The sequence below is a fragment of the Dolichospermum sp. DET69 genome, assembly GCA_017355425.1.
Taxonomy (GTDB): Bacteria; Cyanobacteriota; Cyanobacteriia; order Cyanobacteriales; family Nostocaceae; genus Dolichospermum.
The window spans coordinates 2,522,364-2,537,480 of record CP070233.1 but is presented as its reverse complement, the minus strand read 5'-3'; the positions used below and the strand labels follow the sequence as shown (position 1 = coordinate 2,537,480).

The window sequence follows — 15,117 nt, the reverse complement described above, 5'->3', positions numbered from 1 at the left end:
AAAATGGTAGGGGTTTAGCATTGCTAAACCCCTACAAAATTGATTAATTAATTTCAAATTTCTTATCAACAACATTTCTAAATATGGCAATTAGTAACATCATCCAAGGCATTTGGGCGTTTTCCGCTCTAGGTTTGATTATCCTCGTTTTACTACATAGTCCTAAAGGTGATGGCATTGGTGCTATCGGTGGACAGGCACAATTATTTAGTAGTACCAAAAGTGCCGAAAATACTTTAAATCGAGTTACTTGGGCATTAGTTGTGGTTTTTATGGGTTTAACTGTAGTTTTAAGTGCTAATTGGTTACCCAAATAATTGAAACTGAACATGGGAAAAATTACCCAAAATCAACGATTTCAGCGCCGATTAATAGCAGTTCTGACTTTAGTGATAAGTACAGGACTGCTAGTTATTTTCGCTAACTTTTCAGTTAATGCTGTTGTTGGGGAACAGGAAAGAAAGATTCAATTATCAAATTCTCTACCTATTCTCCAAAAACATCATCCTTTACCACCGACTCTGGCTCAGTGGCAAGATAAAATAAATAGTGGTGATTATTTTGATCAAATCAAACCTACGAAAGTTGGTTATTTAATTTGGTCAAATTTTCCAGTGAAAGTGAAGATAGAAACACCAACAAATATTAATGAAAAGCAATCACAAATATGGGTGAATAGTGTTTTCCAAGCTGTTCAAGAATGGAATATTTATTTACCTTTACAGGTAGTAGAAAAATCCGCTATTGCTGATATTACAATCTCCCGAAAAGCACCGGCTTTGCAACGTGAACCTAATGGTAAAATACTGCGGGCGCGTTCGGCTTTAACTACTTATGATTTATATACTGAAAATAATATTTTATCTCACCGGTTTACAATTCTGTTGAGTCCTAGTCAAACTGGTGATTATGTATTATCAGCAGCCCGTCATGAACTTGGCCATGCTTTGGGAATTTGGGGTCATAGTCTTCTCGAAACTGACACTATGTATTTTTCCCAAGTTCGTAAACCACCGTTTATTTCTGTGCGTGATGTCAATACTTTGAAGAAGGTTTATGAACAATCTACGAGTTTGGGTTGGTTTGTTTTGGGGAAGGATTGATTTCCTGAAAACAAGAATGTCAAACAGAAACTGAACACTGAATAAGCAAATTAAGTAGGTTGGCGTTGAAAATTGTCGTCATAGCACTAGGCAAGAGGCAAGAGTAAAGAAGTTTTCAGCGATTTTACATTTCTTTACACAGTTTGGTTTTATTGTGTTCACCTACTTAAACTACTCTATAGTACGGCAGACATAATATTTGATTGACAATAACAAATACCATGTGGTATTTGTTATACATAAGTAGAGGATTAATTCAGATAAATTGCTTAACAAGCGAGGCTCGAAATGGGTATAAATTTTGCATTAGAGACTTCAGGAAAAGGATGGAATCTCTGCTTGATAGGAGAAGATCAATCTAATAAACTGGCAGAACTCACCCAGGGATTGAGAGGGGAATTTTCGACTACAGGTGATGGTAAAGAGATATTATCTGGTTTTGCCTATTGGAGTGTAGGTTCAGCTATTGCTTGGGATCATGCTTGTAAAGATAATTTCTATTTTGTCATGAAAGAGAGCATAAAATTTTTTAACTCTCAATGGCAACAAATTCATGCTAACAACATAAAAGATAAACAATATCATTACGTTAGTTTAGGTGTAGGTACAGGAGAAAAAGACCAGCATATTTTGAGTATTTTACTCAACACAAATCCTGACCTACTCTATTTTCCAATTGATATGAGTTCGGAGATGTTAAGATTCGGTGTTCAAAAGGCAACAGAAAGATTGCAATTGAAGAATGATGTAATAACAATTCAAATTGACTTCTCAATTGAGAGAAATATTGGACATTTACGCGAACTGTTTGACCAAATTCCCAATGATAATCCTGTTCTGTTTTCTTTACTTGGAAATACATTAGCTAATTTCCAACAAGACACAGAATTACTGCAACTTCTTTCTAAACTAATGCGACCTAAAGATAGACTTCTTATAGAAGTAGCAACCACTGAAGACTTAAACGAGGAAGCGGCACAAACAGCAGCGAAAGAATATGCAAAAACTAGGTTATTCAAAGAGTTTGTTACAAGTGCTTTGTTTCAAAACACTGATTTAAACATTGACTTGAATAGTATTTTATTTCAAGGTTCTATTGAAACAAATAAAGCAATTCTGATAAAAGTCCTATATCAAAATTCAACTGGCAAAAAAATTGACGTTATGTTACCTGACCGCTCAGTTATGAATTTTGAACCTCAAGATACTATTCGTTTATTGCTGACTAGGAAGTATACCTCAGATGGTATCAAGAAAAGCATATCAGATAGCAACCTAATAATTGTTGATAGACTACACACACCTTTTGAAGCACGTTCTCAGAGTAGATTTGGTATAGATTTAATTCTGCTTGCTCCTGAGTCATCGGGAGTTACCCCTGGCATTTCAGGAACTCCACTGGTGACTGTATGGACACCAAAACGCTAGAAGCATTTAGACGAATAACAGATGATGTCAGTATGAAAAACTTAGTCACATTTGCCACTTTTTTCCCTCTGTTTCTTGGATTTATTTTAGCCATTGTCTGGTTGACTAAAAAACCAGATTTTGATGCACTACTATCGGCTCTCGGAGCATTGGCAACAATTACAGGTATTGTTGGCGAACGGTGGGTATCAGCTTACGAAAAGAAGACTGCATTGCTGCAAGCCTTACTGAATGAGTGCATAGCAAATGAGGCAATTTTATCTGATGCGCGATTCACATCAAATTCACATATTTTGGGGCAACCTCTAGTCTTTCCACGACTAATTATATCAGTCAATGAAACAGCGATCGCATCTGGTGTTTTTGCAGAACGCAAAGATAGTGACTTGTTTTCGCTTCTACATCAATGGCGGCATACTGTGAATGAGTTCAACCATAGATTAGACATTACCGAATTACGCACATTCACGAATCTGTCACTACAAGAGATCCGCTCATTATATGAGGCACTACAGGAATCAAAAGAGTTTAATGATGCTGGGACTTTAAATCATCATATAGCAACAGTTTTAAAATCAAAATATCCAAAAGGCATTAGAGGTAGTGAAGCCCTAAATGTCTATAACTTACACATTAAATAGCTTTTTTCATTATTTGCTGACTTAGCTTGATTGATTGCGCTTATGCGAAAGGGGCAGTTCTTCCTCGTCGGTTCTATGATAACAAATTTTCTGGTCGGTGTCAATAGCTTTCACTCTATTATTGCGAGGCTGTAGAATTGACAAATAAATTTGATTTTCGACAGCCTCTGGATTTAATTAAATGCGGCGCAGATTCATGAGTTCTTGAGGAGAGGCCAGCATATCAATCGCTACGAAGAAAATTTGTCCTTCGGGATTGATTAAAAACCGCCAAGAAATATTCATGCCAACTGTGACACCAAACCAAGGAGTTTGTACTACTCCTGTGATTTTAAGTTGCTTAGAACCGTCTGGTTGAACTTCACAGATACCTTGTTGTGGCATCATGTTTAGTCCTTGTGCTTCTTCGCGCATATATTTAGCGATCGCTTCCCGGCCAACAATGGGCTTTTGGAATGGTGGTTGTAGCGCACCGTCAGGAGTAAATAGCGCAATAGCAGCATCAAATTTATCTGCATTCATGGCTTCAATGTAGCCTAACACAGCGGGTTCTATAATCCCATCAATTTTAACAGAGGAAATAACTGGGGTTGTCCGTTGGAAAGCAGGTTCTGTATTTGCTTTGGGGTAAGCACTAGGACTAAGCTCAGAAGTGTCAAATCCCATGTTTACTACGGTATTCCGTAACACGGTAATTTGTTGACCTTGATCAAGTTTTTGTGTGGCTTCTAATACCATCTTTACGCCAGGAGACATTTGATAGCCAAGGGGGATAGGAGTAATGATTCCCTGTTTCATCAATTCTCCTAACTCGTACCAGAAAGCTAGTTTGGTATTAACGCTAAAGAAACCATAGGAACGGCTAATCGGAGCATCAGCACGGTTAGCCAAATCCCGCATAACTTTGGTTTGATCTTCACGAGACATTTGCTTAATTTGGGTCAGCAAACTTTCTGCTAGTTGTAAGCGTGCTGCTCCAGGCGCTGCGGGAGTAATGGTTTTACCCATTTCAGTATAAGCATACCAAAGATAAGCTAGTTGATCATCAGCGTTAAGTTGATCAAATAATGCTATAGTTGCGGGAATAGGACTAGGAACTTGAGTATTAGAAAAAATAGTTTGAGCAGACTGGATAGTTAAAGCCACAATCGGAATCTCCCAGATAATTTGTTAATTAATCGCTATCAAGAATTAAGCTAAAAATGTTCATGATTAACTTAATGTTCTATGTAAATTAATTTAATAATGATCGTAATTTTTGTAAATAATGGGAATTACGAATTGACAAAATATTTAATTCATGATACAAAAATATCTCTAAGTTGTTACCCTTTGGTCTGGTTTGGTCAACCCAATATTTTCAAGATATATAGAAATCGGATAGCAAGAGAACGCCACAAAAAAAATTATCCAATCTTGTGGGATGGGCATCTGGTCCGGTCCTAATATTATTAGCAGGGCCAGATGCCTGCACTACAAGAAATTTTGGAGTATTTTTTTATTTGGAAGTCTCTAAGTATTTGTAGGGTGTGTTAGGCATAGCCGTAACGCACTTTAAACTCAATAAAAGGTGCGTTACGCTGGTGCTAACGCACCCTACGTAGTCTCTGGTGGGCATTGCCCACCCTACATGACTATTTTTCAGGAATTGTTATAGTTGATTAGTAACTATTTTTTCTCACGCAGAGATGTCAAGAGAAATCTAAAAAATAAGTTGTGTTAATTAAAGAATTTTACCGTTTAATCAAGCCGATTGCTCAAGGGGAATTATACCAAACTTTTCTCGCTGTAGATGAAAGTCAATTTCCACCAATTCCCTGTGTTATTCAACAATTTTCATCTCAACATCAAACACTAGAATATTTTCAATATCAAGTACAGCAATTAACGGAATTAGGTAAACATCCTCAAATTCCTGCATTGATTACATATTTTACAGAAAATGAATATTACTATTTAGTTCAAGAATTTATTGATGGTGATAATTTAGATACCTTATTAGCAAAGCAAGGTGTTTTTAATGAAACTCAGATTTGGCAAGTTTTAAAAAGTTTATTACCAATAATCAAATTTATTCATGATCATCAAATTATTCATCGAAATATTCAACCAAAAAACATTATTTTACATTCTCTAAATCAAAATCAAGATTTATTAGAGAATCTGGTCTTGGTTGATTTTACGGAAATGAAGATTGTTAGTGCAAATCAATCAACAAATGATATATTTGGTAGTCCAGAATATATTTCCCCAGAACAAGCACAAGGTAAACCAGTCTTTGCCAGCGATTTATATAGTTTAGGTGTAACTTGTATTTATCTATTAACTCAAGTACCACCTTTTGAATTATTTGATATTACTAATAATAGCTGGGTATGGCGAGATTATCTTACCGATAAAATTAGTGAATATCTGGGGCAAACCCTTGATAAACTAATAAAGTATGATTTACAAGAACGTTGGCAATCAGTAGAACAACTTATTTATACTTTGGGAATTAAGGATAATTATCTACCTTTATTATCCCCAAATAAAAATCATTCTTGGCAAATTTCCCATACTCTCGAAAATCAAATTCATAGTTCTATTAATACTGTGGCATTAAGCCATGATAGTAAAATATTAGCTAGTGGTGAAGATAATAAAAGGATTAAATTATGGGATTTAAGCAATCAGCAATTAATAGCGAACTTTTCTGGACATACTCAAGCTATCACAGCGGTTATTTTTAATGATCATGATACAATTTTAGCTACAGCTAGTGATGATCAAACTATCAATTTGTGGGATGTAAAGACATTAGCAAAAATTCATACTTTCTCTGGACACGCACACGCTGTTAAATCCCTAACATTTCATCCCCAAGGACAAATTTTAGCTAGTGGAAGTTGGGATAAAACTATTAAAATCTGGGATATAAATACAGGTTTAGCACTGGATACTTTAACCGGACATAAATTACAAGTAAATGCTGTTGCTTTTAGTCCCCAAGGACAGCTTTTAGCTAGTGCTAGTTATGATCGCACGGTTCGCATCTGGAAATTAGCAGAGGGAAAATTTAAGTTATTAACAACCCTTTCAGGTCATACTTGGGCAGTTTTGACAGTTGCTTTTAGTCCTAATGGTCAAATGTTAGCGACTGGTAGCGGTGATAATACCATCAATTTATGGGATGTTAATACTGGTGAGTTAATTAGCACACTTTCAGGTCATTCCTGGTCAGTGGTAGCTGTGGCTTTTAGTACCGATGGAGAAACGCTAATTAGTGGCAGTTGGGATAAAACGGTAAAAATTTGGCAAATTAGCACAAAAAAAGAAATTGCTAGTCTTATAGGTCATACAGACTCAGTATCTAGCGTTGCCATGAATGATGATGTAGGATTGATTGCCAGTGGCAGTAAGGACAAGACAATCAAATTGTGGCTTAGATGAGAATTGAGAATTAATAGTTGACAATTATCAATTCTCAATTCTCAACTCTCAATTACCCATTAGAGACTGCCAATTAAAAAAATATCCCAAAATTTCTTGTGGTGCGGGCATCTTGCCCGCTAATAATAGAAGGACGGGCAAGATACCCATCCCACAAGATTGGATCATCTTTTTTGTGTAGTTCTCTTACCAACTTAAAATAATCAGGCGCTACCTGTGAAGGCGATTTCTGGAAATTTCAACTGCGCTTCTGCCATGGGGCGTTTTCTGCCTTCTTCTTGCCAGTAGTTAATCACTTCAGTGGCTTTGTTGAGCAACTCCACCCGATCAACATCTGTAATCCAGTGTTTGGATTCCAACTCTTTTTTTAGCTCTTCCCAGGCATCATTTCTGGGCCAAAAGAAGTATTTGGTTAAGGGACTAGAACCTTTACCAACAACTTGGTCAACTGCGAGAGCGACGTTTTCGTCTAACCAGAGAATTTTCAAAATGAACTTGGTCAATTACACCTCCGGGGAATATCCGGGTTTTACTTACTTAGTTTGCGACCCCTTATTTTAACTCAATCTTTGACTAATTGACCAATGAGTCCAGAAATTTGGGAATCTTCTTTCTTAGCTGTTATCTGCTATATCATTAATTTTGTTGTATATTACGTCAGAGTTAAATAATGAAACTAATTAGTATTTTCCTGAGTCTGTTGCTGGTTTTTGGCTGGAATACACCAGTTATGGCAGAATCTCAAACTATTACTGCCCAAGAGTTACAAGCAGGGGACGAACTAGCGACTAAAGCCTTTGCAGCTACAAATCAAGGTGATTTTGTCACAGCAGAAGCTTATTGGACAGAAATTATTGAAAAATTCCCCACTAATGCCGGAGCATGGAGTAATCGCGGTAATTCTCGTGTCAGTCAGAATAAGTTAGCAGCAGCGTTGACAGATTATAACCAAGCTGTAGAACTCGCTCCCAATGTTACAGACCCTTTTTTGAATCGGGGGACTGCATTAGAAGGTTTGGGAAGATGGGAAGAAGCGATCGCTGACTATAATCGTGTATTAGAATTAGATCCTAAAGATGAAATGGCTTATAATAATCGTGGTAACGCCAAAGCAGGTTTAGGAAAATGGCAAGAAGCCATTTTAGACTACCAAAAAGCCACAGAAATTGCCCCGAATTTTGCCTTTGCGAGAGCTAATTATGCCCTGGCTTTATATGAAACTAGTCAAACAGATAAAGCTATCCGTGAAATGCGGAATATAGTTCGTAAATATCCCCAGTTTGCCGATATGCGAGCCGCTTTAACAGCCGCTTATTGGGTAACGGGAAACATCGGTGAAGCGGAAAGTAATTGGGTAGCAGCTTATGGACTAGATACCCGTTATAAAGATATGAATTGGGTAACAAATATCCGCCGTTGGCCACCGAGTATGGTAGTAGCTTTGAATAAATTTTTGAAATTACAATAGAGCAGGAAATGGTGGTTTATTTATCTGACTGGGCGTAGGTTAGGCTAATTGGGCGTAGGTTAGGCTAATTGGGCGTAGGTTAGGATAATTGGGCGCAGGTTAGGATAATTGGGCGCAGGTTAGGATAATTGGGCGCAGGTTAGGATAATTGGGCGCAGGTTAGGATAATTGGGCGCAGGTTAGGATAATTGGGCGCAGGTTAGGATAATTGGGCGCAGGCCCTGCGCCCCTACCTGTTGACAAATCTATTATTCTTCGACACGATAACCTAGTTCTGCTAATCGCACCCGTGAATGTCGCCATTTGGGTTGGACTTTGACAAATAATTCTAGATAAACTTTCCCAGCAATTAGCTTTTGAATTTGTTCTCTCGCTGCACTACCGACTGCTTTGAGCATTGCTCCCCCTTTACCAATGAGGATACCTTTTTGAGAATCTCTCTCAACATGGATGGTGGCAAGAACACGGGTAATTTTTGGGGTTTCTTCGACTAAATCAATGGCTATGGCGACAGAATGGGGAACTTCTTGACGAGTTGATAATAATATCTGTTCTCGAATTAATTCACCCATAATAAACCGTTCTGGTTGGTCTGTAACTAAGTCTGGTGGATAATAAAATGGTCCGGGTTCAAGATGATTAATTAATATCTCTTCTAATTGCGATAATTCCGCTCCGGTTTTAGCAGAAAATTTCACACTTTGCCAGTTATATGTATTAGCTAATTGGATGTAACTTTCATCTATTCTGTGAAAATCTTCTGGTTGCTCATCAATTTTGTTGATTCCCAAAATTACAGGTGTTTGACTATGTATTAGTAATTCAGCCACATAGCGATCGCCTGGACCACAAGCTACTGTACCATCAACTACAAATAATATCACATCTACTGAGTCAATAGCAATTTTGGCATTTTTTACTAGCACTTCCCCTAATTGATGATGGGGTTTATGAATACCCGGTGTATCTACAAAAATTAATTGGGCTGTTTCTGTAGTTAAAATCCCCTTTAACCGATTTCGAGTGGTTTGGGATACTGGGGAAGTAATGGATATTTTTTGCCCAATCAGTTCATTCATTAAGGTGGATTTACCCACGTTAGTCCGGCCGATAATGCCGATAAAACCTGATTTAAATCCAGCAGGCGCTTGGGGAATCATTACCCCACCGAAATCAGTAAAAATATTATTATTATCAATATTAGAGACTTGTGATTCTACTTGCATTGTTTACAGTTATGATTAATAGATTATTTTGACTTTGATGGAAATTATCTTTTAAATTAAAGATACATTAACTATTACATAAGTAGGCAGGCACAATTAAATATAATCTGGGCAGGCAGGATGCCCACCCCACAATAAGTATAATATTCTTGTGGGATGGGCTTCTAGCCCGTCCAGAGTCAACAATATTATTTTGATATTTATTTCAGCCCATCTACTTATTCATGGAAATGATAGAAAAGGATAAAGCCAAATCCTACTGTTTTTTCTAGCACAAATAGCAAACCATAATTATATTAAGTACAGTGTCTTTATCTAGCTCCCTGAATTATGACCATAGCATCAACAGCAGTAAATCCTTATTTAGCGGGCAACTTTGCCCCTATAAACACAGAAATCAGCACTGATACCTTAGAAGTCATCGGAGAATTACCTCCAGATTTATCAGGGATGTTTGTCCGTAATGGACCCAACCCCCAATGGAGTCCTATTGGTCAATATCACTGGTTTGATGGCGATGGAATGTTACATGGTGTCCAAATTAATAACGGTAAAGCCACTTATCACAATCGCTATGTGAGAACTAGGGGCTGGAATATTGAAAATGAAGTTGGTAAAGCTGTGTGGAGTGGACTTTTAGAACCACCCCAAATGGATAACCCCCACGGACCTGGGAAAAATACCGCTAATACAGCCCTCGTGTGGCACAATGGACAACTTTTAGCATTATGGGAAGGAGGTGCGCCCCATCACATCAATATTCCCGATTTGGCAACTATTGGGGAATATACTTATAATGATAAACTAGTTTCTGCTTTTACCGCCCATCCCAAGGTAGATCCTGTTACAGGGGAAATGATGTTTTTTGGTTACGGTTTTCGACCACCTTATCTACAATATGGCGTAGTTTCTGCCCAAGGTGAGTTATTACAAACAGTACCAGTGGAGATACCAATGGCGGTGATGATGCACGATTTCGCCATTACGGAAAATTATACTATTTTCATGGATTTACCGCTGACATTTAGTATGGAACGAATGCAGCGGGGAGAACCAATGTTGATGTTTGAGAGCGATCGCCCCAGTCGGTTTGGTATAATGCCTCGTCATGGTGACAACAGCAATATTCGCTGGTTTGAATGTCCCCCTTGCTACGTCTTCCACACCCTCAATGCTTACGAAGCCGGAGACGAAGTGGTGCTTATTGCTTGTCGAATGAATTCTACTAGTGTTCTTATGGCTGAAAATACCCTGGAAGAAACGCCTTTTTTACACCGTTGGCGCTTTAACCTCAGCACAGGTACAGTTACAGAAGAACAACTAGATGATGTACCGGGAGAATTTCCCCGTGTCAACGAAAACCTGTTAGGAAGAAAAACCCAATATGGCTATGTGGGAAAAATGGCACATAGTCAAAATCCCTTATTTGGTGGTGTCATCAAATACGATTTTATCAATGGTAAATCCCAAACCCATGAATTTGGTAAGCATCGTTATGGTGGAGAAGCAGTATTTGCACCATGTCTTAATTCCACCGCAGAAGATGAAGGATGGCTGGTAACATTTGTTTACGATGAAAGTTCCCAAACATCAGAACTTGTAGTTATTAATGCTCAAGATATGACCAGTCAACCTGTAGCGCGGGTAATGATTCCTCAACGTGTACCCTATGGATTCCATGGTACATGGATATCTGGTTGATAGTTACAGTATTACCCGGTAAGCGTAAAGCTCAGTCACTTTAGTGCTGAGATATAAGCGACACGGGCGAAAATATTTAGCCTAACTCATTGACTTGATAACAGTAGATGTGATACAATGTAAACAATTCTAGAATTTAAGTATAACTAAACGACGTAAAAACTTAACTTATTTGGTTGAGTGCGTAGTCATACCTAACGGTATTGCTGTTTAGGAAAGCTAAATTTGGTGAAAAATGAAATGCAAAAAACGAGTACGGTAGGGATACGGTCATTAACGCTTTAGGAGAATCGACCTCTGTTTTTGTTGGAGTAATCCAGCAATTGTAAGTTGGCTCATTGATTAAAGAATCGAGCGCGTCTTTAGACCTGAGAGTGTCAATAGAATACTTACTTAGATCCTTAGATCCCCGACTTCTTGGAGAAGTCGGGGATCTGAATTCTGAATTTTAGTGATTTTTGTCTACTAAATCAGCAAACTTTTTTAACATCTCCCAATACTTTTTTCCTGCAACTGAAGATAAATCATTATGGCTGGCTTTTTCTACCCAAAAAGAAAGTTTGGGAGATGATACAGCAGCGAATAATTTTTCTCCATGAGTAAAAGGAATAATTTCATCACTTTTACCATGAATGATCAAAGCTGGACAGGTTACTTTTTTGATTTTGTCGAGATTAGTAAATTTATCAAAGGGTAAAAGTGGCACAGGAACAACTACCCGAAAAATAGAAGTAAAGCTACTTTCAACTATTAACCCAGCTAGGGGTTTTTTAGATGCTAAATCTACTGCTGAACCACCACCAACAGAACGCCCAAATACTATAATTTGTTGGGGAGTAATTTTTAAAGTTTGAGTTAAATAATTGTAAGCTGTTTGAATATCTTGGTAAGCAGCTTTTTCTGTTGGAGTTCCTTCACTTGTACCATAACCGCGATAATCATAAGCAAGGACGCTAAAACCCAAATCTCGGATTTTTGCTAAATGTGGTTTAATATATCCCAAATCTTCAGCATTACCATGAGCATAAAGAATGGTATATTTAGCTTGAGGATTTGGTAAATAAATTGCCGAAATATTTTTATTATCTGCGGTTTTTAATTTGAAAATATCTTGGTTATCTTGATAACTAGATGCTTGAGGCAGAAAAATCATGCTGTCAGCGCGGAAATAAACATAGACAGCAAAAAAAGCGTAAATAAATATAAGAGATTTTAACATTCGTTTCCAGGTTAAATCACCAATAAGCAATTTTTTTAATTGCTGTTTATCCATAAAATTAGCTTCTATAACTTTCTCCAATATAATACACAAGGTTGGGTTGTGTCCACGGCACACTTCGTTTTACCCAACCTATAATTTTCTTTGCACTAAACGGATTAGAATCTAAATTTGCAATTACATATCTTCTTGATATTTCACTAACAATTTAGGAATGTGATCATAGCCATCAACACCAATAACAGCAATCATTTTTGGGCGATTTTGTTGCAGTAATAATTGAAATTTATCTATACCCATTTGTCCCCTGATAATTGTCAATAAACCAGCGGGTTGTCGCCATTCATCAGCAGCAATTTGTTCTAAAAGATACATTCCTAAACTACCAGTATAAACTGCTTTTTCATAATTAGCGATTTGATAATTAGCTTCAGCTAAATATGCTAAATTTCTGCCTTGTAAATACAAATCACCAGAAACTTGAGCAGTTCTAAAGGCATTTTCTAAATATTTAATTGCTGTGGTGTATTGTGTTGTAACTAAATAAGCAATACCTAAACTACTAAAACATAAAGCTTGACTTTGTAAATCACTTAATTTTTCTGCTAATTTTAACCCTTGTTCCAGATAGTTAATCGCTGATTCATAAACTTCAGGTTCACTAATTTCTGTTTGCTTTGCCTGCATAACTTCACTATAACCTAGATTTACCAAGGCATTAGCTTCTCCAGTTTTGTCTCCTGTTTGTCTACTAAAAATTAATGCCCGTTGACTATAATTAATTGCTTGAGCATAATTTTGTTGTTGTACATAAGTCCGGCTAAGATGATTAAGATTAGCAATTTCACAGGTTTTATCTCCAGCTTTTCTAGCTATTTCTATGGCTTGTTGATGAAAATCAAGGGAGCGATCATATCTACCCAAACCCCTTTGAGAATAACCCAATAATGTTAAAATCCGGGCTTTTTCCTGAGTACCTTCAGCAGAACGTAAAGGGGCATCTAAATAATCCAAAGCATCCCGCAAATAACTACCAGAAAATGAGGCGAAAATCCCCCCATAAAGAGGAAAATAAGGACGTTGGGCAAAGGTTCGCAAAATTTGCAGCATGATTTGCGATGCACCGTTACTATATATTAAAGCCTGATTTTGAAAACCGCTGGCTAATTGACTCCAAATGACTGCAAATGTTAAAAATGTGGAAATAGATAGTTTAGGACCTGCTTGAATATCATAAGCTTGTTCATCAAACCAATTGATTAAACCCCTTTGCAAAAGCTGTAAAATTATTGTTAATTCTACCCAATTACTCAAACTAATTGTCTGTTGTTTTTCGGCAAATTCCAAAGCTGATTGTTCTACTGCTAGGGTATGAAAAAAGGCTTGGGGAACTTCACTATTAACTACTTTAGCCCAACTTGCCCAGGGACTATTTTCTCCTGGTACACCACCAAATCCTAAAGAATTTTTGCGTTCATACATCCAATTCAGTAAATTTGCTTGGATTCTTTGCCAAGAAGCTATACCACGAGTAATACCGTCAGCAATTTGTCCAAAATCTTCATTAGCACTAGTAAATTTTTGTAAAGATTGAGCTAACTGTTGAAGCTGGGACAAATTTAAGGGATACTTTTGATTGGGATCTGTAGCTCGTAATAAAGCCGTTAATCGTTCATCTGCGGTAGCTGTGGTAATTTCCCGCATAGACAAAGAAATCGCTTCAGTGGCTTTATTTTGTTCTTGCCACCGTTGCCATTGAGTTTGAATCGTTTTAGCAGCGCGTAAACTCCGGGTAGCTTTGGCTTTTCTGAGTTCATCCGTTTCCGAGTCTACCTGAGATTGTATAGTATTCAAGCGATCGCTCAAAACTAACTCAAACACCTCCCCTGTACCGGAAGTGATACCTTTGAGCAACATTTGATAAACCTGCTCTACAGAGCTAATTTTACCCTTGAGAGTGGTTTCGATAATGTCGTTAATTAAAGCGAGATAATGATCGCGTAATGGTAAAGAGTCTGACACTTTAGCTAATAGAGAACATGACAACAATTCCTATTGTAGTCCCGATGATAATCATATTTGACCTGATAATTTTTGAATCTTTACCTAAATCTGGATTTTCTATACCTCTGTTTTAGTGGAAATTTTCTAAAGCTATAACATTACACCTAATACAAGCAATTACTCAGGGACATATATTGTCTAAAATTAATACAATCCCTGGTAATATTTACAGTATATTTATCCGATAAATTCGTGATCAATTTTCTCGTTGTTTCTTGATAATTTTCTCGAAAATCTCATTTATTCCTGGATGTAATAAGCAATGAGTTTGTAAGGTTTTTAACTAACTAATATTTTGATTTCTTAAGTGGCATTTTCAACTAATTTATCCGGTTTTTACCACTTTCTTTATGAAAGGATAAGCATAAGTAAATCAAAATCATCATTAGGATGTATTTAATTATGGAGCAAATTCGAGATAATAGGCCAAACATATTTAGGAAATGAGTTTATGGACCCGACTTCTCTTATTCTTGCAGCATTGGTAGCTGGCGCAGCAAAAACGGCTGGCAGTGTAGCTCAAGATACTTACGACGGATTGAAAGCTTTGATTAAGCGTAAATTCGAGAGCCAAGGCAAAACAGATTCAGCTACTATTTTGGATAAGTACGAACAAAAGCCCGAAAAGACGAAAGCTCTTTTAGAAGATGAATTAACTGAGGTTGGGGCTGATAAGGATGAAGAAATTATTAAACTAGCTCAAAAATTAATGGAGCAATTAAATCCTCAAGCAGCAGCAGAGGGAAAGTTTAGTGTGCAAATTTCTGGAGGTACAGTTCAGGGTTTGACACAGAACAATCCTGGAACAATAACTCAGAACTTCAGTTAATTTATA

The 15,117-nt window shown here is 37.2% G+C and carries 13 protein-coding genes; 8 read left to right on the top strand and 5 right to left on the bottom strand.

Annotation, left to right across the window (positions count from 1 at the left end):
- Window positions 1-83 precede the first annotated feature (83 nt).
- From secG to EZY12_11640, 4 genes are all read left to right on the top strand, one after another.
- Window positions 84-317 carry a preprotein translocase subunit SecG gene (gene secG, locus EZY12_11655; GenBank protein ID QSX70160.1) on the top strand — a complete coding sequence of 78 codons (234 nt, stop codon included), beginning with the start codon at window positions 84-86 and terminating at the stop codon, window positions 315-317.
- Between the two features lie 12 nt (window positions 318-329).
- Window positions 330-1,103 carry a peptidase gene (locus EZY12_11650; GenBank protein QSX70159.1) on the top strand — a complete coding sequence of 258 codons (774 nt, stop codon included), beginning with the start codon at window positions 330-332 and terminating at the stop codon, window positions 1,101-1,103.
- A 288-nt stretch (window positions 1,104-1,391) separates the two neighbouring features.
- Complete coding sequence (locus EZY12_11645; GenBank protein ID QSX70158.1) at window positions 1,392-2,531, top strand: L-histidine N(alpha)-methyltransferase; 1,140 nt, start codon at window positions 1,392-1,394, stop codon at window positions 2,529-2,531.
- Complete coding sequence (locus tag EZY12_11640) at window positions 2,513-3,172, top strand: hypothetical protein (GenBank protein QSX70157.1); 660 nt, start codon at window positions 2,513-2,515, stop codon at window positions 3,170-3,172. The genes EZY12_11645 and EZY12_11640 overlap by 19 nt, the downstream gene beginning before the upstream one ends.
- A gap of 177 nt (window positions 3,173-3,349) precedes the next feature.
- Here the strand turns inward: EZY12_11640 and EZY12_11635 are convergent, their stop codons facing one another.
- Window positions 3,350-4,318, bottom strand: coding sequence for a nuclear transport factor 2 family protein (locus tag EZY12_11635; protein QSX70156.1), 969 nt, complete (start codon window positions 4,316-4,318; stop codon window positions 3,350-3,352).
- A gap of 570 nt (window positions 4,319-4,888) precedes the next feature.
- Here EZY12_11635 and EZY12_11630 point away from each other — a divergent pair.
- The gene (locus tag EZY12_11630) at window positions 4,889-6,604 is read left to right on the top strand and encodes a serine/threonine protein kinase (protein ID QSX70155.1); all 1,716 of its coding nucleotides are present in this window, start codon (window positions 4,889-4,891) and stop codon (window positions 6,602-6,604) included.
- A 203-nt stretch (window positions 6,605-6,807) separates the two neighbouring features.
- Here the strand turns inward: EZY12_11630 and EZY12_11625 are convergent, their stop codons facing one another.
- A complete protein-coding gene (locus EZY12_11625) occupies window positions 6,808-7,107 on the bottom strand; it encodes a 30S ribosomal protein PSRP-3 (protein ID QSX70154.1) in 300 nt (99 codons plus the stop codon).
- 164 nt (window positions 7,108-7,271) lie between these two features.
- Here EZY12_11625 and EZY12_11620 point away from each other — a divergent pair, with 164 nt between their 5' ends.
- On the top strand, window positions 7,272-8,072 hold the full coding sequence (locus tag EZY12_11620) for a tetratricopeptide repeat protein (protein ID QSX70636.1): 801 nt from the start codon (window positions 7,272-7,274) through the stop codon (window positions 8,070-8,072).
- A gap of 248 nt (window positions 8,073-8,320) precedes the next feature.
- Here EZY12_11620 and era read toward each other — a convergent pair whose 3' ends face one another.
- Entirely contained in the window at window positions 8,321-9,298 is a 978-nt protein-coding gene (gene era, locus EZY12_11615; protein QSX70153.1) for a GTPase Era, read from the bottom strand.
- Window positions 9,299-9,634: 336 nt separating this feature from the next.
- Here era and EZY12_11610 point away from each other — a divergent pair, with 336 nt between their 5' ends.
- Entirely contained in the window at window positions 9,635-10,999 is a 1,365-nt protein-coding gene (locus EZY12_11610; protein QSX70635.1) for a carotenoid oxygenase family protein, read from the top strand.
- Window positions 11,000-11,447: 448 nt separating this feature from the next.
- Here EZY12_11610 and EZY12_11605 read toward each other — a convergent pair whose 3' ends face one another.
- Both EZY12_11605 and EZY12_11600 read right to left on the bottom strand, forming a co-directional pair.
- Entirely contained in the window at window positions 11,448-12,272 is an 825-nt protein-coding gene (locus EZY12_11605; protein QSX70152.1) for an alpha/beta hydrolase, read from the bottom strand.
- A 123-nt stretch (window positions 12,273-12,395) separates the two neighbouring features.
- A complete protein-coding gene (locus tag EZY12_11600) occupies window positions 12,396-14,240 on the bottom strand; it encodes a tetratricopeptide repeat protein (GenBank protein QSX70151.1) in 1,845 nt (614 codons plus the stop codon).
- A 493-nt stretch (window positions 14,241-14,733) separates the two neighbouring features.
- On the opposite strand from EZY12_11600, the gene EZY12_11595 reads away from it, so the two are divergent.
- Entirely contained in the window at window positions 14,734-15,111 is a 378-nt protein-coding gene (locus tag EZY12_11595; GenBank protein ID QSX70150.1) for a hypothetical protein, read from the top strand.
- Window positions 15,112-15,117: the final 6 nt, after the last annotated feature.

Excerpts from the sequence above, each read along its gene's own strand:
- EZY12_11645 (QSX70158.1), top strand. The coding sequence starts at position 1,392 with ATGGGTATAAATTTTGCATTAGAGACTTCAGGAAAAGGATGGAATCTC.
- EZY12_11595 (QSX70150.1), top strand. The coding sequence starts at position 14,734 with ATGGACCCGACTTCTCTTATTCTTGCAGCATTGGTAGCTGGCGCAGCA.
- EZY12_11650 (QSX70159.1), top strand. The coding sequence starts at position 330 with ATGGGAAAAATTACCCAAAATCAACGATTTCAGCGCCGATTAATAGCA.
- era (QSX70153.1), bottom strand. The coding sequence starts at position 9,298 with ATGCAAGTAGAATCACAAGTCTCTAATATTGATAATAATAATATTTTT.
- EZY12_11640 (QSX70157.1), top strand. The coding sequence starts at position 2,513 with ATGGACACCAAAACGCTAGAAGCATTTAGACGAATAACAGATGATGTC.
- secG (QSX70160.1), top strand. The coding sequence starts at position 84 with ATGGCAATTAGTAACATCATCCAAGGCATTTGGGCGTTTTCCGCTCTA.
- EZY12_11605 (QSX70152.1), bottom strand. The coding sequence starts at position 12,272 with ATGGATAAACAGCAATTAAAAAAATTGCTTATTGGTGATTTAACCTGG.